General features: G+C 38.4%; 16 protein-coding genes, 1 pseudogene and 1 other annotated feature. Of the genes and pseudogenes, 9 read left to right on the top strand and 8 right to left on the bottom strand.

All coding sequences use genetic code 11. The features are described 5' to 3' along the window. Position 1 precedes the first annotated feature (1 nt). The 3 genes from NDM98_RS07330 to NDM98_RS07320 are packed head-to-tail and all read right to left on the bottom strand — an operon-like array spanning position 2 to position 2,510. Positions 2 to 1,207 carry an acetoin utilization protein AcuC gene (locus NDM98_RS07330; protein WP_251605841.1) on the bottom strand — a complete coding sequence of 402 codons (1,206 nt, stop codon included), beginning with the start codon at positions 1,205 to 1,207 and terminating at the stop codon, positions 2 to 4. 32 nt (positions 1,208 to 1,239) lie between these two features. Next, positions 1,240 to 1,848 (bottom strand): CBS and ACT domain-containing protein, encoded by a 609-nt coding sequence (locus NDM98_RS07325; protein WP_251605839.1) that lies wholly within the window; start codon positions 1,846 to 1,848, stop codon positions 1,240 to 1,242. 29 nt (positions 1,849 to 1,877) lie between these two features. Further along, the gene (locus NDM98_RS07320) at positions 1,878 to 2,510 is read right to left on the bottom strand and encodes a GNAT family N-acetyltransferase (protein ID WP_251605838.1); all 633 of its coding nucleotides are present in this window, start codon (positions 2,508 to 2,510) and stop codon (positions 1,878 to 1,880) included. A 160-nt stretch (positions 2,511 to 2,670) separates the two neighbouring features. On the opposite strand from NDM98_RS07320, the pseudogene acsA reads away from it, so the two are divergent. From acsA to NDM98_RS07305, 3 genes and pseudogenes are all read left to right on the top strand, one after another. Further along, positions 2,671 to 4,388 (top strand): annotated as a pseudogene (gene acsA / locus NDM98_RS07315) (acetate--CoA ligase). A 153-nt stretch (positions 4,389 to 4,541) separates the two neighbouring features. Then, positions 4,542 to 5,114, top strand: coding sequence for a hypothetical protein (locus NDM98_RS07310; protein ID WP_251605837.1), 573 nt, complete (start codon positions 4,542 to 4,544; stop codon positions 5,112 to 5,114). Continuing rightward, on the top strand, positions 5,107 to 5,289 hold the full coding sequence (locus tag NDM98_RS07305) for an IolE/MocC family protein (protein ID WP_251605836.1): 183 nt from the start codon (positions 5,107 to 5,109) through the stop codon (positions 5,287 to 5,289). The genes NDM98_RS07310 and NDM98_RS07305 overlap by 8 nt, the downstream gene beginning before the upstream one ends. Before the next feature lie 609 nt (positions 5,290 to 5,898). Here NDM98_RS07305 and NDM98_RS07300 read toward each other — a convergent pair. The 4 genes from NDM98_RS07300 to NDM98_RS07285 form a co-directional block, all read right to left on the bottom strand. Next, positions 5,899 to 6,741, bottom strand: coding sequence for an AraC family transcriptional regulator (locus tag NDM98_RS07300; protein ID WP_251605834.1), 843 nt, complete (start codon positions 6,739 to 6,741; stop codon positions 5,899 to 5,901). Further along, positions 6,742 to 7,833 (bottom strand): Gfo/Idh/MocA family protein, encoded by a 1,092-nt coding sequence (locus NDM98_RS07295; RefSeq protein WP_251605832.1) that lies wholly within the window; start codon positions 7,831 to 7,833, stop codon positions 6,742 to 6,744. It lies immediately after the preceding gene. A gap of 10 nt (positions 7,834 to 7,843) precedes the next feature. Next, positions 7,844 to 9,010, bottom strand: a complete 1,167-nt coding sequence (locus NDM98_RS07290) for a Gfo/Idh/MocA family protein (protein WP_251605831.1) — start codon at positions 9,008 to 9,010, stop codon at positions 7,844 to 7,846. 106 nt (positions 9,011 to 9,116) lie between these two features. Further along, complete coding sequence (locus NDM98_RS07285) at positions 9,117 to 9,998, bottom strand: AraC family transcriptional regulator (RefSeq protein WP_251605829.1); 882 nt, start codon at positions 9,996 to 9,998, stop codon at positions 9,117 to 9,119. 168 nt (positions 9,999 to 10,166) lie between these two features. On the opposite strand from NDM98_RS07285, the gene NDM98_RS07280 reads away from it, so the two are divergent. Genes NDM98_RS07280 through NDM98_RS07265 form a run of 4 tightly spaced genes read left to right on the top strand, consistent with a single transcriptional unit; the run spans position 10,167 to position 13,298 of the window. Beyond that, positions 10,167 to 11,096, top strand: coding sequence for a carbohydrate ABC transporter permease (locus NDM98_RS07280; RefSeq protein ID WP_251605828.1), 930 nt, complete (start codon positions 10,167 to 10,169; stop codon positions 11,094 to 11,096). 17 nt (positions 11,097 to 11,113) lie between these two features. Continuing rightward, on the top strand, positions 11,114 to 11,947 hold the full coding sequence (locus NDM98_RS07275) for a carbohydrate ABC transporter permease (protein ID WP_251605827.1): 834 nt from the start codon (positions 11,114 to 11,116) through the stop codon (positions 11,945 to 11,947). Between the two features lie 12 nt (positions 11,948 to 11,959). Further along, positions 11,960 to 12,688 (top strand): ABC transporter substrate-binding protein, encoded by a 729-nt coding sequence (locus NDM98_RS07270; protein WP_251605826.1) that lies wholly within the window; start codon positions 11,960 to 11,962, stop codon positions 12,686 to 12,688. Then, positions 12,663 to 13,298, top strand: coding sequence for an extracellular solute-binding protein (locus NDM98_RS07265; RefSeq protein WP_251605825.1), 636 nt, complete (start codon positions 12,663 to 12,665; stop codon positions 13,296 to 13,298). The genes NDM98_RS07270 and NDM98_RS07265 overlap by 26 nt, the downstream gene beginning before the upstream one ends. 53 nt (positions 13,299 to 13,351) lie before the next feature. Here the strand turns inward: NDM98_RS07265 and NDM98_RS07260 are convergent, their stop codons facing one another. Next, positions 13,352 to 16,219: a transglycosylase domain-containing protein gene (locus tag NDM98_RS07260; RefSeq protein ID WP_251605824.1), complete on the bottom strand. Its 2,868-nt coding sequence runs from the start codon at positions 16,217 to 16,219 to the stop codon at positions 13,352 to 13,354. Positions 16,220 to 16,351: 132 nt separating this feature from the next. After that, positions 16,352 to 16,561, top strand: a binding site (T-box leader). Positions 16,562 to 16,616: 55 nt separating this feature from the next. Here NDM98_RS07260 and tyrS point away from each other — a divergent pair. Both tyrS and NDM98_RS07250 read left to right on the top strand, forming a co-directional pair. Then, complete coding sequence (gene tyrS, locus NDM98_RS07255; protein ID WP_251605823.1) at positions 16,617 to 17,861, top strand: tyrosine--tRNA ligase; 1,245 nt, start codon at positions 16,617 to 16,619, stop codon at positions 17,859 to 17,861. A 258-nt stretch (positions 17,862 to 18,119) separates the two neighbouring features. Continuing rightward, positions 18,120 to 19,382, top strand: coding sequence for a tetratricopeptide repeat protein (locus tag NDM98_RS07250; RefSeq protein WP_251605821.1), 1,263 nt, complete (start codon positions 18,120 to 18,122; stop codon positions 19,380 to 19,382). Positions 19,383 to 19,847: the final 465 nt, after the last annotated feature.

Below are 19,847 nucleotides of genomic sequence, written 5' to 3'. Positions count from 1 at the left end.
GTTAACACAGGTTGTTTTTTTGCGTAAAAGAAGGTCGCCGCGAAGGTTTTTCATTTCGAATATGAAATAACGCTTTTTCGATCGTTTGTTGATTTCTAGCTGTAATAATCGGTTTTCTAGGAACTACTGGAAGCATCTTTTCATCGTCGTACCATGATTGTGGCAACTGGACGTCTGCGTGGTCCTGCCATTGTTCAATCCAAGTCTGTGGAATCGGTTGGTTTAATACGTCTGTTTGATTTGTCATCTCAAGCCATATACTTGCCCAAGCACGGGGAACCACACGCCAATGATCATAGCCTCCACCACCTACAGCAACCCAACGACCTTCACAATACTCGTGAGCCAATTCATGGGCGAGTTTTGGAATGAAGTGGAAGCTTTTAAGCGATGTATGTAAATGAGTTAAAGGATCCAGGTAGTGTGAATCTGCACCGTTTACAGTAAGAATAAGGTCAGGTCTAAAGAAATCAACTGCCTCACGAAATGCTGTCTCATAGCTCTCTAAAAAAGAGTCGTCCTCGGTAAATGCTTCAAGTGGAATGTTTACCTTTAAGCCATAACCAGCTCCAGCTCCTTTTTCTGTTACACTTCCTGTACCGGGGAAGAGGTAGCGCCCTGTTTCGTGTACACTTAACGTGAATACATCTGGATCATCATAGAAGGACCATTGAACCCCGTCCCCATGGTGAGCATCAGTGTCAACATATAGAACACGTGCCTGGTATTTTTGTTTTAGATACTCAATGGCAATAGCTGAGTCATTATAAATACAAAACCCTGAAGCTTTGCCCTTAAATCCATGATGAAGACCACCACCTAAATGGATTGCGTGAGAATACGATCCATTCATTACAGCGTCAACAGCGGTAAGTGTGCCTCCAACTAGATAGGAAGCCGCATTGTGCATATCGTTAAAGAACGGAGTATCATCTGTACCTAGTCCGTAGCTTCTTGCTTTCTCTGCACTTAGCTTATTTGCTCCCGCTAACTTAACTGCATCAATAAAAGCCAAATCATGAACAAGCGCCAATTCCTCTTCTGTCGCTTTTCGTGGTTTGAGGATCTTGTTAGTATCTAAGCTATTACAAGCTTCAAGCAAATCCTTTGTTAAAGTGAGGCGTAAAGGATTAAAAGGGTGTTTATCATGAAAGTGGTATGAATGCTCCTCAATGGAGTAAACAAACGCAGCATCAGCTGTCTTCATACTTTTCTCCAAATGAAAGTGGACCCAAAACCTTAAAACCAAGCTTTTTGTATCGCCTCGATTACTTGCCGGGCATCAATCGTTTGCGCTCTAAAAAGCAGCGTTTTTGTGGCTTCTGTTTCGGACGGGTAAACCATGACACTATGAATATTGATATCGAATTCCTTGAAAATGAGCGCAATCGTTGCTAATTGACCAGGGCTATTGCTCACCTCTACATCAATCTGAGTACTAGGCTTGTCCGCACCCATTAATTCCACAAACGTATGGAGAAGCTCGGTCTCCGTAACCATACCAACTAGGCGGTCATCTTCTGTAATAGGCAAACAACCAATATGGTACAAATAGAAGACTGACGCTACCTCCTGAACAAGATCTTCTGGTTCAGCTGTAATAATATTGGTAGACATGAGTGATGAAATAGGCTTATCTAATTCGGAATCGTTTGAGTGCTGTTCAAAAATAGAAGGTCTAGCATCACGGATATCTCGATCAGACACAATGCCTTGAATTTGCCCAAGTTCATCAACAATGGGAATATGTCTAATTCTGTTTTTTTCAAGTAAGTGAAGCGCTTCCTTAATCGTATGTTCTTTCGTTAGTGTAACGAGATCACGCTTCATGATATCTTTTACTTTCATAATGAACATAACTCCTTTGTATAAGGTAATTAATACATAAACCGATTATGAAAACGAAGCAAATCAAACTGTTGAATGGACTCTTGATCAACGTTGGAACCAATACGCGCCATAAGACAGTTAGCAGGATGAGAACTAATCTCTGGATCATCTGTAGCAAACCAAACAAGTCCGCCTGCTCCCATCATTTTTTCCATGACCTTTCGATACTCCCATACATCTAAACCGCTTCCTTTAAGATCCCAATGCCAATAATATTCAGTTGTAATAATAATATAATCTTCCATCGCTGCATCAAGCATTGAAAGGTTAATGATTGTTTTTCCTGCTGAGGCTCCGCGATAAGCGGGGGCAATTTCAATGGCACCTAGTTCAAGAAGGTTTTCCATATTGCCCTCAGACCACCGTTCCATTGGATCAGGGTATAAAAAGGTCACATAACCCACAATGGTGCGATCATCTACAACAACATTAATTCGTCCTTCTGGTAGCTCGGCTATCTCTAATAATGCTTCCTTTTGTTTCACTGCCGGACGAAATGAATCAAGCTCGTTATGAAATTCATAAGCATCAAGAGATTCACGCGTTATCGGCCCTTCAATCAAAAGAGACCTGTCTTGATAAGGGATTTGTGTTGAATAGTAGGTTTTTGTATGAATCATAGACTGTTCACTCACCTTTTTAAGGCTAATACGTTCATTATACACAAATCTATTATTCTTGCAGTGTGTGAATGAATATTAAGAACATTTTTTTAAGTTTGTATTAATGAATAACATATATTATACTAATGTTAATTCATTACAGAAAGGAAGAGGACATATGAAATTGCAAGCGCTTCCACCTGAGAATGGAACTCATAACTTACAAAATTATAATAAAGAATATGAATCTTTTGAATGGAGTAAGGTTGAAAAAGAATTCTCATGGCATACAACTGGAAAAGTGAATCTTGCTTATGAAGCGATTGATCGTTTTGCTGAGGCTGAACAAGCTGATAAAATTGCTTTGCAATATAGTGACCAAAAACGAGATGAATCCTATACGTTTAAAGAAATGAAAGCGTACTCGAATAAAGCAGGAAATGTACTTAAAGAAGCAGGAGTTAGAAAAGGAGATCGTGTGTTTATTTTTATGCCTCGTTCGCCTGAACTATATTTTGCTTTGTTTGGAGCAATTAAATTAGGGGCCATTGTTGGGCCATTATTTGAAGCGTTTATGGAGGGGGCAGTACGTGATCGCTTGGAAGATAGCGGTGCAAAGGTATTGGTTACAACACCAGCTTTAATGGAACGTGTTCCATTTGAAGATCTGCCTGATTTGAAAAAAGTATTAATTGTTGATGAGAATCAAGAAGAATCTGGTCCGTATCTAAATTTTAATAATCGTTTGGAGCAAGCATCGGATCAACTTAAAATAGAATGGGTTGACCGTGAAGATGGATTGATTTTGCATTATACGTCTGGTTCTACAGGAAAACCAAAAGGGGTTCTCCATGTCCACAACGCAATGCTTCAACACTATCAAACGGCAAAATGGGTACTAGACTTAAAAGACGATGATGTGTATTGGTGCACGGCCGACCCTGGCTTGGGTAACTGGAACATCCTATGGAATATTTGCACCATGGTTAGCTTGGAGTTACAAACGTAATCAGAGGAGGGCGCTTCAGTCCGGATGACTGGTATGCGACTCTTGAAAAATACAAAGTAACTGTATGGTATAGTGCACCAACCGCATTTAGAATGCTTATGAGTGCGGGTGATGAAGTGGTGAAAAAGTATGACCTTACTCACCTTCGACATATTTTAAGTGTTGGAGAACCACTTAATCCAGAGGTTATTCGTTGGGGCACACAGGTATTTAATAAGCGTATTCACGATACATGGTGGATGACAGAAACAGGTGCTCAGCTTATTTGTAATTATCCATCTGAAGAGGTACGACCAGGGTCAATGGGTAAACCAATTCCTGGGGTGAAGGCAGCCATTATTGATGATCGCGGCAACGAACTTCCTGCTAATCGAATGGGTAATCTAGCGATTCGTAAAGACTGGCCAGCAATGATGAGGCAAATTTGGAATAACCCTCAGAAGTTTAATAGCTATTTTGAACTTGAAGGTTGGTACATCTCAGGGGACTCTGCTTACCAGGATGAAGATGGCTACTTTTGGTTCCAGGGTAGAATTGATGACGTCATTATGACCTCTGGCGAGAGAGTAGGTCCATTTGAAGTGGAAAGTAAGCTAATTGAACATCCTGCCATAGCCGAAGCAGGTGTTATTGGCAAACCCGATCCAGTTCGTGGGGAAATTATTAAGGCGTTTGTTTCTCTTCGTGAGGGATATGAGGTTTCCGATGAACTAAAAGAAGAGATTCGCTTATTTGTAAAAAAAGGATTGTCCGCACATGCAGCACCACGTGAGATTGAATTCCGTAAAGGACTACCTAAAACACGAAGCGGCAAGATTATGCGACGAGTTCTAAAAGCGTGGGAACTTGATTTACCAACAGGTGATTTATCAACAATGGAAGATTAATATGCATGGCGCAGCCGATATGAGGCTGCGTTTTTTTGTCATTCACCAATGAGAAGTAAGTCAAATGAAAGACTGGATAACTAGAAAACAGCATATGTGGTTGAATAAGACTAAGATAAAAGCATGCAGTAAAAAGCGGGAGGAAGATAGAAGATGAAAGAAAAATTTGCAGCTCAATTATATACATTAAGAGAGGAAATGAAACGAGGTATTGCTCCTGTATTTGCAGAATTAAAACAAATGGGATGGGCAGGAGTTCAGCTATCGGCTTTGCCAAAAGGACATGATCCAGAAGAAATTGCATCGTACTTAAAGGAGTATCAACTTGGAACAGCAGGTGTGCATGTTGGTTTGTCTAGACTGCAAACAGAGCTTGATACGGTTTTAGAAGAGACAAAGCTATACAACACTGTAGATCTAGTTTGTCCTATGCTCCCTAAAGAATTGCAAACGGTTGATGGCTATAAACAGGTGAAACAACATCTAAATGATATTAGTAAACAAGCAGAAGGCTTCCGAATGAGTTATCATAATCATAACTTTGAGTTTGATACGGACATAAATGGACAATCCGCACTAGAATTCTTATTAGAACCTTCACCCGAAAATAAAATTCTGGCAGAGATTGACGTCTATTGGGTAAAAAAAGCTTGGACTAGATCCTCTTGCATTTATCCAAGCTTACTCACACAGGATGCCTCTTATCCATTTAAAGGATATGACTAAGGATAGCGATGAAACCTTTGCAGAGCTAGGAACAGGCAGTATTAACTTCGCGCCGATCCTTGAGTGGGGTGAGCGTTCAGGCGTTGAGTGGTATATCGTTGAACAAGATGTTTGCAAGGGTGATCCGATGAAAAGTCTTGAGATCAGTTTAGAACATCTAAACTCACTAATATAGAATAAAGAAAAAACATTGAAGCTAGGATAGAAATATGAACAAAACCGAAGCATTTATGTTGCCTAACCCACATATTGCTTCGGTTTTTTGTTCTTTAAATCTAAGAGAGTAGGGCTACTTTGGACATAAACTTTGATGGTTGGGCAGATTTCCAAGCAGGATTGAGTTACTGACAGATCGGTATAGTATTAATAAACCTATGCGATTCATTCAAAATGTTTGACTTGGCATTGATTCGCTTCGTTCATTCCTAAATATTTCCTATGTTGATTCATTCGTACACTGCCTATCCGTTTTTAAAATTAGTAACACTATTTTAATTTACGTAACCAAGTAAGTATAACCAGTAAGAGTGTAAGAGGCTCTCACAAGCGGACGGGATGGGGGAGGCCGGTTCCTGTGGGACTTACGGGCAGGGTTGAAATGAAACGGCGTAGCCGGTTTAGTTCAGCGCCCGCCCACGGAAAGCGTGCCCCCATCCTGGGAGCGAATAAACTGCAGATTTCCCGTTCTCTCATATGTATTAAAATCAAAAGACGAATGATCCCATATTCAGGATGATTCGTCTTTTTAGGTTATCCGTTTATAACTGTCCCAGTCACAATTGCATTATTGCACAAGCGCCTTACGATACTGTTCTGGAGTCAATCCTGTTAACTGTTTGAAGACTCTAGAGAAATGAGAGGGGTATTTAAATCCGTTCTGATACCCAAGATCTGTAATACTGATTGATTCATTAAGCATTAAACTAACCTTTGCTTGGTTCACTCGTTTTTGATGTAGGTATTTAAAAATGGTTACACCAGTCACTTCTTTAAAGATTTTTGATAGATAGTACTTACTTAGATGTAGTTCATCCTCAAGTGCCTCTAAATGGAAGTTGGTTTGGTAATGATTTTCAATAAACGTAATGACGTTTTGCACATGCCATTCCTTTTCCGTTTGTGGTAGAGAAATGTTTTGTAACGGATTTTCGCAAAATGGAAAAATAAAGCTCAACAGATCCATAAACAAAAGCTGGTAGCGAAACGAAGATAGCTGACTATCTTCGTTTTTGCACTTGTTCATATTTGATAGATAAGATTCCAACCGCACTCGATCGTCCCCTTCAAAGGATAGATGGATAGACGAGAGAGTAGAGAAGGGATGTAATAGCTTCTCCATACCCATAGGTTGAAGAAGCTTTTTAAAATAAGATTGATTAAAATGAATGGTCGAGCGCACATAAGGCTGACCTTCAAATAGTTTTGGGCGATGTAAGGTCAATCCATTCATCAGAATTAAATCACCAGCAGCCAAATGAATAATCTTATCGCCAATGAGATAGGTGCATTTTCCACGATGAAAATAAAAGAGTTCGGCTTCTTGATGCGAATGAAAACGAACCTCATATTTATGATCTTGTAAATAGTTCATAAACAGGTGTGGAACGTGAATAGATGTGGTACTCATCTAAGATTGAACCGGTGATGTATAAATTAGATTGGCTTGCTTTTGTGCGATTAAGCAAAGCTCAGCTGCTTTAAAGGCATGCTCTTGAGTCATTGCATGTTCTGTTCGATGTAGACAATCTAAAATGAGCTCACCGAAAAAAGGAAAGCCTACCTTACCTTGAACAGAAAAATGCTGCTCTCCATCGTCATTTACAAGATACAAATGATCTCCTGTTGTGTCTTTTGCAACATCAATATATTTACGGATTTCGATGGTTCCCTTTGTACCAATAAGAAATAATCGACCATCACCCCAGACCCCTAATCCATCTGGTGTATGCCAGTCAACTCGAAAGAAATGACTAGCTCCATTCTCACCGACTAGAGTGGCATCGCCGTAATCCTCTAATTCCGGATAATCGGTTGAAGTGTAGTTGGCCACTTTACTATGCAGAACGGTTGCATCCTTGTTCCCTGTGTAAAAAAGAAACTGTTCGATTTGATGACTACCGATATCACATAAAATTCCTCCATAATACTCCTTCTTAAAGAACCAATCTGGACGGCTTGGTGCATTTAAACGATGGGGACCAAAACCGGTCACCTGAATGACTTCTCCAATTGCTCCAGCTTCAATGAGCTGACCCGCATACACCGCAGACTCTACATGTAGACGTTCACTATAATAAACCATATACTTTTGCTTTGTCTCTTTGCATATTCGTTTTGTTTCTTCTAGCTGTTCTAGCGTAGTGAATGGCGTTTTATCTGTAAAATAATCCTTTCCGTGTCTCATTACCCGGTTGCCAAGCTCACTTCGTTTACTCGGAATGGCTGCAGCAGCAACTAAATGAATCGATGGATCTTCCAAGATTTCCGATTCAGATGTAGCAATTTGAACAGAGGGAAATTTATTTTGAAACGCTTTCATTTTTTCGGGATCAGGATCAAATACTTTTTGTAAGCTAGCGCCTGCATCCAGTAAACCTTGACACATGCCATATATGTGGCCGTGGTCTAATGCAATTGCTGCAAAAATAAATTCTCCATCTTCTACGACGTGATGAGGTTGCCCTTTAGGTGCGTAATTCATTCCATCTTTTCGGCTCATAGAATCCTCCTTAGTGAGTACCTTTGACATTCAACGATTTGCCAGTGCTTACTTTTTGCACAGTTGATTGATCAATTTGTTCGTTAAGGTGTTGTAGATAGAGGTCTTCATCAATAGGGAAAGTCACCCATGTATCTGTCCAAGTTGATAGCTGCATCGCATTAGAGAGACTGAGACCATATATTCCTTCAGATCCAGGCGCAACTAATGGCTCATGATCTTTAATGGCATTAACAAAGTTCTGTGTAATTCCTTCATGTGCGGTATTTAATCCTTCTACTGGAATTTCGCACTTCCAGGTCTCTGGTTTTCCGAATCCACCAGTATATTCTTGATTAAAATCTGTTTCTGACTGTCGCAGACGCCAAAAAGTTAACTCGTCATTTTCAATCACAATCTTTCCACGATCACCAGTAACCTCAAGTCTATTTGTACCTGGAGCTTCACCAGTAGTAGTGACAAATACGGCCGTAGCACCATTGTCATATTCCGCATATGCAGTGACATTATCTTCTACTTCAATCTCTCTGTACTTCCCAAATTGACAAAAAGCTCTCAATCTTGAAGGCATCATCCCTGTTAGCCAATACATTAGGTCTAACTGGTGAGGGCATTGATTAATTAACACTCCGCCACCTTCACCTTGCCAGGTAGCACGCCAGCTACTTGAATCATAGTAACTTTGAGAGCGGTACCAATCTGTAATAATCCAATTAAGCCTTCTAATTGAACCTAGTTCATTGGAGAGGATGAGCTCTCTTAGTTTCTGATAAATCGGGTTCATACGCTGATTATACATCATAGAGAAAACGAGTTGACTTTTTTCTGCGGCCTCATTCATTTCACGCACTTGTTTTGTATAGACACCAGCTGGTTTCTCCACAAGAACGTGTATACCTTGATTAAATGCACGAATGGATAAGCGTGGATGACTATAATGAGGGGTTGCAATGAGAATAGCATCAAACTGACCTGATTGAAAAAATGCATCTTCCTCTGAATAAATGGTAACAACTTCTTCTGAAAACCGATTTTCAATCTCATTGATTCGACTAACTCGCTCCTCAAGAATAGCTGTTATAATAGCACCTTTAATTCTACCTTCATACAGATAATTCGCATGAACCGTACCCATATTGCCGGCTCCGATTACTCCGATCCGAACCACATCGCTCATTTAATCATCTCCTTATCAATCTTATAAAGTAAGTGTAGTTCATTTTTAAAACAGACACTTCCCTCTCGTTAACGAATGTTAGGAGGCATTTATACCTCATTGTTGTTTATGGAGAAAAGTAAATCGATTTTATCCGATATTGATGTGGTGTGATGCCTGTTTCTTTTTTAAAGAGTTGAATGAAGTAGGAGACGTTCAAAAGACCGATTTGTTCCGCAACATGTTGTAGGGTATGATCTGTCATTTGTAAAAGGTGACAAGCGTGTTTTATTCGTCTAGCTGTTAAATAGTCAGTAATACTGCTACCGGTTTCTATTTTAAAAATTTTCGATACATAGGACTTTGAAAGGTGAAGATCACATGCTAACTGGTTTAAATCAAATGAATGATCCAAATGATCTTCAATCCAGTTCATCACCTCTTCGGAATAATGAGGTTTTCGTCGTAGGTGGCTGATTGAATCCCGATCTTTAAAATGAAATTGAACGTAGGCTAACAATTGAATGAAAAGGAGTTGACCAAGCTCTTCCTTATAAGAAAGCAGATTATCTTTTGTCATCTTGTCAAACTGACAGCAAAGATTATAGATGAAATCGAGGTCCTCACTAAAATCAAATGATTGTTTCATAAGTAGACCTTCTTTCATTTCTTTAAAAAAAGAGGATAGAGTAGAAAATTTTGAGAGGCAGTTTTTAGCAAAAACAGGATCAAAATGAAACGTAGCTCTTTGATACTGAATAGATGAAGAATTGTTTGGAAAAACCTTATGAAGCTGAAATGGTTGGAAGAAAAAGATGGTTCCATTTTTAAGTGGATATGTATGTTGATTTACGATGACTTGTCCTTCACCACTAAAAACAATTAGAAGTTCACACCCTTGATGCCAGTGATAGTAACCCTCAAAGTTAGGTTCTGAAAGCTTATTATTGTGCCAAGAAAAAGGAAGTTCATCAAATTTTATTTCACTAAATAATGTTGATTTAGACAATCCATTCGCTCCTTTCTTTTAAACAATACAACAATATTTTAGAACATCACACCATTACTTTTGAATGAAGATGAGATTTATACTTGATAGCAGTGAGTCTCACTTAATCTTATTTACAAGTTTGTGTAAGCGCAAACATTCTGACGTACTTTTGATAAGGAGGTAAAAATGGGTGAACAAGTGGAAAGTAATTATGGTTCCAAAAAGGTACAAGATGTTGAATTGACTAAAACAAAAAAGAAAAAAGCGATGTTTACTTGGTTACTCTTTTTAGCACCTACACTGATTGGCATTTTATTATTTATTGTGTATCCAGTTTTTGAATCGGTTCGTTTGAGTTTCTATAGCTCAAACGGGACGATTGAGAATTGGGTTGGACTACGAAATTATGAAAGGATCATCGGTGCCTCGTCTTTTTGGAATTCGGTCTATAATACGTTTTTTATTGGCTTCTTTCAGCTTCTGATTGCAATACCTTTGGGATTTATTCTTGCTAGTATGATTAATCGTATTCAAAAGTTTCAGAGCTTTTTTAAAGTCCTTTTTTTCCTACCTAACGTCACCTCAATTGTTGCAGCAGCGATGATTTTTGCATTTGTTCTTCAGCCTGAGCTAGGGCTTTTAAACCACTTTCTATCAACGATTGGTTTGCCAACTTCAACTTGGCTTTCAGATCCTTCAACTTCTAAATGGGGCGTAATTTTATTAACCGTCTGGCATTGGTTAGGCTTTGTCATTATTATTTGTTTAGCCAATTTGCAGGCAATCTCTCCTGAATTGTACGAAGCTTCTGAAATAGACGGGGCGTCCGGCTTGCAACAGTGGTTTTATATAACAATTCCAAATATGGCAGGTACATTTGCCTTTCTCATCATTATGGGGTGGATATCAGGGCTCCAACGATTTAACGAGGTATTTGTGCTTGGAGGTGCTGGAGGAAGTCCAAACCGATCATTACAAACAATGGTTGCCTTTATTTATGAACGAGGTTTCGGTGGATTTGAATTTGGGATAGCTTCAGCAGCTACTTGTTTACTGTTTATCATCATACTTCTATTCACTATGCTAAATCTTAAGTTAACAAGATTAAAAATATAGAAAGGAGAGATTAGAAGATGAACTCTCGCAGTCTTTTATCTAAGATAGCTATGTATCTGATTTTGTTAGTAATGGGTGTTCTAGTGATCTCTCCTTTTCTGTGGATGCTTAGTGTAAGTTTTGATCGTGTGTCTAATATGAGAATTCCATTTCCACCTTCATTTATTCCAAGTGAGTTCGCGATATTTAACTATGAATTAGTTTTTGAAAATGGCCGTATTCTTAGAGCCTATCTAAACTCAACATTTGTAACTCTTGCTTCTGTCACACTTCAAGTCTCTGCGGCTCTCTTAGGAGGATATGCCTTTTCCAAAGGGAAATTCAGGGGGAAGAAGGCATTATTTATTCTTGTTCTCGCCACAATGATGATTCCAATTGAAGCTAGATTGATTCCTCTTTATCAGATGTTTAATGCTAGTGGATTGTTAAATACACTATGGCCAGTCATTGTTCCTTCTATTTTATATGGATTTGGTGTTTTTCTATGTAAGCAATATTTTGATCGAATCCCAGATAGTCTGAGAGAGGCAGCGCAAATAGATGGCGCAGGTGAATTTAGGACTTTTTTTCAAGTGTATCTACCCTTAGCTGGTCCAATCGCAGCAACTATGATTATCTTGTCATTTATGGGCAATTGGAATGAATTTGTCTGGCCACTTGTTGTGTTAAATGACGAAAATTTGCACACGATCCCACTTTTTTTAGCAAGTTTCTCACTTGAAAATGGAACAGCTCTAGCAGGGATGACGATGGCTCTTGCCACGATGAGTGTGCTCCCGATTATTATTGCCTTTCTATTTTTACAGCGATACATCATTCAAAGTATTGCATTAAGTGGAATTAAAGAATAAGGGGGAAGAAAAATGAAAAAGACATGGGTACTAGCGGTAACAACAAGTGTTTTGACTTTAAGTTTGATGGCTTGTGCTGGTTCAGATGAATCAACTACAGCACCGGTTGAGGGAGAGTGGTCTGGTCATTTAAAAGTTGCCATGATTGGTGATGTTCAAATGAAAGATACAACTGATCCGATCACCGGAGAGAAATCTAGAGGCTTATATGTATTAAAAGATGAATTTGAAAGGCTGTATCCCGGAGCTACTGTTGATTTTGTAATCATGCCTTGGAAAAACTATGTGCCAAATACTCAAGCCATGATTGCGGGAAAAGAGGCGGATATATTCCAAATGCCTGGTGTAAATGATTTTGCAGCACAAGGATTGTTAGAACCTTTGCAACGTTTAATAGACGAAGATGAATTCAGCTTAGATCATTTTAGTGAGAATTTAGTTGAGGGTTGGATGACACTTGGACCTGACGATGAGGAACTACAGATCTATGCATTACCAGTGCTCGGGGATGCAAGGTTTATTCAATATGATAAGCAATTATTTGAAGAATGGGGAATAGAGCCACTATCAGAATACCCAACTGTAGAGGAAGTCATGGAAAAAGCGAAGCAAATGACTGGTACAAATCCAGTATCAGGTGAACAAAATTACGGAATATTTTTTAATGGAACACATGATACAGCCTTAACGCTTACCAACGTCTTGGAAGGTTTTAATGGAAGCTTGGGGCGAGGGCTATAAGTGGGATGAGATTGAGATGAATTTTGATTCTCCTGAGATGAATCATGCCTTAGAGTGGTTAAAAGAAATGACTGATTATATGCCAGAAGGTTTTATCAATGGTCAAGGTAATGAGCAATGGAATACGCCAGATAACAATATTGCCATCTCTATCAATATGGGTCCAGGAGACATTAAATCAATTTATGCACAAGGATTAGAAGGTCGTTTTGGCATCGTTCAAAACTTTAAAAACGATGAAGGAAAAGGAGGAATGTTTTCTGGTAGTCCTTATGCCATCACTAATAACTCAGATAATAAAGAGTTAGCATGGGAGTATATTAAATTCTCCTCAAGTGAATTCTATCAAGAGTATTTATGGGAAGAGTGGGGCAGTACACCCGTCTTGGCAAATGCCACAGAATGGGAAAGTATACAAGAAAAAGATCTAATGATTCCCGTGTTAGAAGCGATGACGACATCCATTACTCCACGATATCCGTGGGCATCCTCTCAGCCTAGATTCATTCTTCAATCCAAACTAGAAGGTGCTCTAACAGATGCACAAACTGTAGAGAGAGCGTTGGAAGAAGCTCAGCAAGAGAGTACGGAATGGCTTAATGAAAGGTAGAAAGTGAAAAAGCGCAATGAGGTTTCTACACCTCATTGCGCTTTTATTTGTACTTAATCGTCATTAGACTCTTCATCTGAATTCTCATCATCATTACTGTCTTCATCCGAGTCCTGATCTTCATCGTTGTCTGAAGCATCGTTATCATCTTGTTCTGCTTCTTCTTTTTCTTTCTCTTCTTTCTCTTTTTCTTTTTCTTTTTCTTCTTCTTCTTTTTCAGCGTCTTCTTTAGATTTCCAATCGTTTGCTTTGACGATATCTGAAGCACTTGATTCATTTCCTACTGAATCAACGGCTGTTACATAAAAGGCGTATTTACCGCCACCGACATTAAAGTCAGTAGACTCATTTCCTTTAACAGCTTGAACCGATTTAAAATCATCACTACCGTTATCTGCACGGTAGATGCGGTAGCCAACAATATCACTCGCATCATGTTTAGACCATTTTAATGAGCTTCCATCAAGGGAGACACCAGATACCTTTCCAGGTGTATTTCCGTTATCAGGTGCTTCTTGATCTCCAACTACACCATTAATTGAATCTGGAAGGTAGGAGGAGATATCCCCGACTCCAAAGAGATCTTTAGAAATAGAGATTCCTCTTTCGGTGAATTCCTCTGGTGTTTGTGACCGAGCTTTGTAGTTTTTACCGTTAATCGTGACATAACGCTCTGATTTTAAGTCATCCTTAGAGTTAGGAAGGAACTTTTTGTTGAATAAATCAGTTGTTACAAGATCAGCATCCTCACAAGCTTTGGAAGGGGCCGTTCCTGTTAAGCTACAGATCTTTCTTGATACAACGCCTTCTGGCTGTTTAAAAGATTCAGAAGGAGCCATTATCTCAGAATTGGCACTATAGGCTGCGTTTGCGATGTTCGCCCAGATTTTTTGGTTTCTCGGCCCATACCGTAATCCATTAACCGTTTCGGATATAGTATGATTCGAATCATAACCAATCCAAACACCAAGTGTTACGTTAGGGTTAGTGGCCATAAACCAAGAGTCCCTTGTGTACTGAGTTGTTCCTGTTTTTCCAGCCCAATCAGCTGAGAAGTTCAGATTACCTGGTACGCTGCTTGCCGTTCCTCCTGGTTTAAGAACATCACGCATCATATCAATGGTTAAATAATTCGTTTCAACAGAAAATACATCTGTTTCTTTTGCTTCATGTTCAAAAACAGACTCTCCATCTGCTGTTTCAATACGTTCAATCATATAAGACTCTACACGTTTTCCACCATTTCCAAAAGTAGAATAAGCATTTGTGTTTTCTTCGACACTCATGTCAACTGTTCCAAGAACAGAAGACTCGTGTGGTACACCTTCATCTGCTAAAGGAATACCTAGGTCTTTTAAAGTCTGTCTTGCTACATCATGCGGCACCGTATTTAGCGCACGCACAGCGGGAACGTTCCTTGATTGGGCAAGTGATTTTCTTACAGATTGTAATCCTTTATGACTACGGTCAAAGTTATTAATTGGCTTACCGTTTGATTTATACTTCATCGGCGTATCTGGAATAACAAGACCTGGTTGGACAGTCCCAATTTCCATTGCAGGTGCATAACCAAGCAATGGCTTCATTGTTGACCCTGTTGGCCTGTTGGCCTGAGTGGCGTGGTTAAACTGCTTATCAGGGTTTCCTTCTTCACGTCCGCCAACGAAACCAAGGATTGCTCCGGTTTTGTTGTCTTGAAGAACAGCCCCAACTTCTTCATTTTCGCCTTCTTTTTCAGGTCCAAAGAGATTATCATCGTTTACGGCATCTTGCATTCCGTCATAGATGTCTTGATTAATGCTTGTGTGAATACGATAACCACTACTAGAGAGATCACGAGCTGCTGCGCTAGTATACGATTCAATCGTTTCTGCACGCTTCGCATCACTCATTTCATCAAGATTCACGTCATCTGCTTCCATTTTGGCTTCAGCAATAATTGGTGTTGCTCTCTTCATAATTTCATATGTTAGATAATGATACTTCTCCGTAATAGGAGGCGTTCGATCTGTAAAATCACCTTGTATATCGTAGTCAAGCGCGTCCTGCATTTCTTCATCAGATATGTAACCTTCTGAGTGCATCCGGCTTAATACGGTGTTCATTCGATTTAAGGCAGGGTCAATAGATTCCTTTACTTCTCCATCTGATTGAAATGGTGTGTAGCCAAATGGACTTTGCGGCAGTCCAGCAATAAAAGCAGACTGAGGCAAATTTAAATCTTTTGCATCTACACCAAAAATACCGATAGCTGCAGATTGTACACCAGCAATCTGATTGCCAGAGGCATTACGACCAAATGGAACAACGTTTAAGTACGCTTCCAGGATATCGTCCTTGCTCATAAAGTGCTCTAGACGCATAGCTAGTAGAATCTCGGTTGCTTTACGGTCGAAAGATACTTCACTTGAAAGAATCTGCTGTTTAATCAACTGTTGTGTAAGAGTACTCCCACCTGTTTGGGTAGAGGCATTAGCGAATTCCTGATACGTAGCACGCATAATCGCCTTTGGAACAACGCCTTCATGCTCGTAAAAATATTCATCCTCTGTAGCAACTATCGCTTTTTTGACATAGTCTGAAATGTCATCAAGTGCAACCTGGTGACGTTCAAGATCTGTTGGCAATTCACCCATATAGGTGTCACCTGCAAAGAAGACCTGACTGGTTTCTTCATAGTTATGAATTTTTGTAGTCATTTCTTCTGCATTTTGTAACGGCTCATCCTTCACGAGAGAAGCAAAGTAGCCTGCAGCTGTTCCACCTACAAAGAATAACGACATGATCCCAAAAACAATAAAAACTAAAAATAGATTCCAAAAAACTTGATAGGTAATTCCTATCCTACGGAATAATTGAATGTCATCTAATTTTTTATATAATAGGTGTATTCTCTCTTTAATACGAGAAAACATGGACATAACATACCTCCCTAAATAATCAGAAACAGTATAGCATAGGTTTAATGCAGATGAAATGCTTTCCAAGCAAGGTTTTGGTTATTTATTGACTATGTCATCAGTTTGTGTTAAAACTGTAACAATTGAATGAAATCACAAGCGCGGAAGGGTCGAAGTATTTCAGTACACATCGATTGTAGAGAGCTTGCGGAAGGTGCAAGCCAGTACGAGATGCTGAAAGAATTACAGCCTGGAGCTTTTTCTTTGCCTAATAGCAAAGAACGGTTAATGCCGTTATAGACTGAGTGGGAAAGCTTATTTGCTTTTCAACAAGGGTGGTACCGCGATAACCTCGTCCCTTTTTAGGAGACGGGTTTTTTTGTGTGTAAAAGTAGAAATTAATCGGAGGTTTGTTGGGATGGAAGAGTCAAAAAGAGAGTTGACGCAAGATCAGAAGCAATTAGTAGACACACAAGTAAATGAGTTAATGAGAGGTGTAGTAGAAATTGCACCGGAGTATGCCTTCCGTGAAAAAATTGAGAAGTCTGTTGTAACAGGTGTGCCACTTAAAATTAAATTAGGAATGGACCCTTCAGCGCCTGACGTCCATATAGGCCATACGGTTGTACTTCATAAATTGCGTCAATTTCAGGAGTTTGGTCATGAGATCCAATTATTAATTGGTGATTTCACCGGACGTATCGGAGACCCAACAGGCAAATCTGAAACAAGAAAAGCATTAACAAACGAACAGGTTATGGAGAATGCTAAGACCTATGTGGAACAGTACAGCAAAGTCTTGGACATGGACAAAGTAACACTAATGTACAACTCAGAGTGGTTAAAAGCCCTTAACTTCGAAGATATTATTAAGCTTGCAAGTAACTTAACGGTTGCTCGTTTGTTAGAGCGTGATGACTTTGAAAAGCGTTATAAGTCACAGCAGCCAATCTCCATCCATGAATTTTTCTATCCATTAATGCAGGGGTATGACTCTGTTGCAATGAAATCAGACATTGAAGTAGGGGGAACAGACCAGAAATTTAACCTGCTTATGGGACGTCAGCTTCAAGAAGCGTACGGACAAGAGAAGCAAGTGGCTATGACCCTTCCATTAATTGAAGGTCTCGATGGCGTTAGAAAAATGTCTAAGTCCTTAAACAACTACATTGGAATCGACGAGGCACCAAACGAAATCTTTGGTAAATCAATGTCTATTCCAGATGAATTAATGGTTAAGTACTTTAGATTAGCAACCGATCTTCCGCTAGAAGAAGTAGATATCTTAGAAAAAGGCCTAGCGGATGGATCGATCCACCCGCGAGACGCCAAAATGAATCTTGGAAGCAAACTCGTTGCAATGTACCACGGACAAGAAGCAGCAAAAGAAGCACGAGCTTATTTTGAAACAGTTTTTCAAAAGAACTCACTTCCAGATGACATGCCAGTTGTGAAATGGGAAAAGGATGCACAAATTGGTATCATTGATCTAGTTGTTGATCTAGGGCTCCTTCCATCTAAAGGAGAAGCGCGTCGTATGATCCAAAACGGTGGCGTGAAGATGAACGAAGAAAAGGTAACAGACATTAAAACAGAAGTAACCATCACTGAAGGATTAATTGTGCAAGTAGGGAAGCGTAAGTTTGTGAAAATTACGCTTTAAGAATAGTAGGAGAGAGGCAGCAACCTGAGGAGGGTTGCTGTTTTTTTTATTAAAAATCTTTAATTAGTATTGGAACTAGGTAATCTCTTGAAAGTAACTCTAAAAAAACTTCATACAGCTTATTCCATTATTATGTCTTATGGATGATAATATTTAGGCAAGAATGAAATTGAGCGAAACCTAATAGTTACCAAGAGTTTAGATATTTTTTGAGAGTGGAACATTGATTACTAGTTTTTATAGAAAGGATAGATATTTGTGGGGAATTGCAGCGTTTGTGATAAGAGAATAAGTGTATTTTATTGTAATGTAACAAGAGGCTTTATTTGTAATTATTGTTGTGATAAATATCAGTTAAACCAAAGAACTGAAGGTTGGGACCGATATTTTGGTAATAAATATAAAGATTTTCGATTTCAAGATGTGACTCATTCTTATCAGGATTGTTTAGATTGTAAAGGTTTATGTAGAGTTGATAACTATGAAGTATTTACTAAGCCTGAAAATGGATTTGGAATGAGCTTCATATCATTTAATCATAATGGCAAGTATATTTTTACTTCCAATCCCGATCATATATTTGTTAAAAGGAAAGCATTCCTTGAAAAAATGCAATGTGTAACTGTAGAAGATTATTATTATCTTGCTGAAACTTATTATTTTTTGAGAGAGTATGATAAATCGATTAAGCTTTTAACTGAAGCGATTGGGAAATATGAAAATACAGATCTTTTTCTTTTGCTTGGTAAGAGTTACTATAATAATGGTGATGTTGAAAAGGCATTACCTAAATATAAAAAATCATTGTTTTTAAGTGAATCGAATCCAGAAACACATAGATGCATGGCTGATTTATTACTTTCAATTAAGGACTATGAGGGTAGCGTATATTTTTATAATCAATCTTTAGAAAAAATGAGTTTTGAAGATGGATATATTAATGATAGTTTTTTTTATTATAACTATTTTGGTTTAGCAATAGCATATTCAAAAATAAATCAGTATGAAAAAGTCATAGAAGTAGCTAATGATTTCTTGGACTTGTCTATATCAGATTGGGATAATTTTATGGATAGAGTTACACGCGTAAGGAATGATAGAGTTAATGATTTTAATCTAGAATCTGATATCTATGCTACTTCTACTATCTATGAAATACTCAGTTTAGCATACATTGAATTAGACAATCTTGAATTGGCTGAGGAATATATTAGTAGGGCAAAATGGATAGGTTCTAATAATATTAATTTAGCAAGAATGGAAGGTATAATTATTGGCAAGCGTTCTAATGATCAGAAGGTACGGGAATACAAGGAAATTTTTGACGAACTTGTAAAAGATGTCGAACAAAGAATGTTTGATAAAATGAGAGAATTTATAAATTCGAATGAAGGTTTAAAGAACGAAGACGATGAATTAAATGAAGAATTACCTACAAGGTTTTTAGAGTTAAAACCTAATTTTATGGGTATTGGATTAAATCTCAATAAAATACTTGAGGAATTTTTTAAGAAAAAATAGGATTGGTAAGAGTAAATTCTTATAACACTAACGAATTCTTTTATCTCAGGAATTCTAAGAACACAGGACAAAAACAAACAGAAAACTAGATACTACGTCTCGATAGACAATGGAAGAACATTCAAGGTCAATGATTTCAATGTGCAAATAAATGCTGCAATGGACCTTGGTGCTTTTTGAGCAATCTTAATTAGGTACAAAGAATTTGAAGAATTTGAATTAGAGTTCAGAGGTTTAGAAGTAAGTGTGAAGAGATTACCAACCAATTTTGCGGAATATTTTAAAAGGATTGGTGAGGAAACCCCTACTTTTAAAGAAGAAAAACAAAAGATTGATGAGTATGTCAGAAAATAAGTGATACGCCTTATTTAGTTTTTCATTCGTCAAAAATAAACACAAATTCTGAATGGCAAACATAACAACCTAATTCTGTTATTCTTCATCTGCGCCTACCCACAAAATTAT

It is taken from the genome of Alkalicoccobacillus plakortidis (assembly GCF_023703085.1).
GTDB classification, from domain to species: Bacteria; Bacillota; Bacilli; order Bacillales; family Bacillaceae_D; genus Alkalicoccobacillus; species Alkalicoccobacillus plakortidis.
This window is presented reverse-complemented; position numbering and strand designations above follow the sequence as displayed.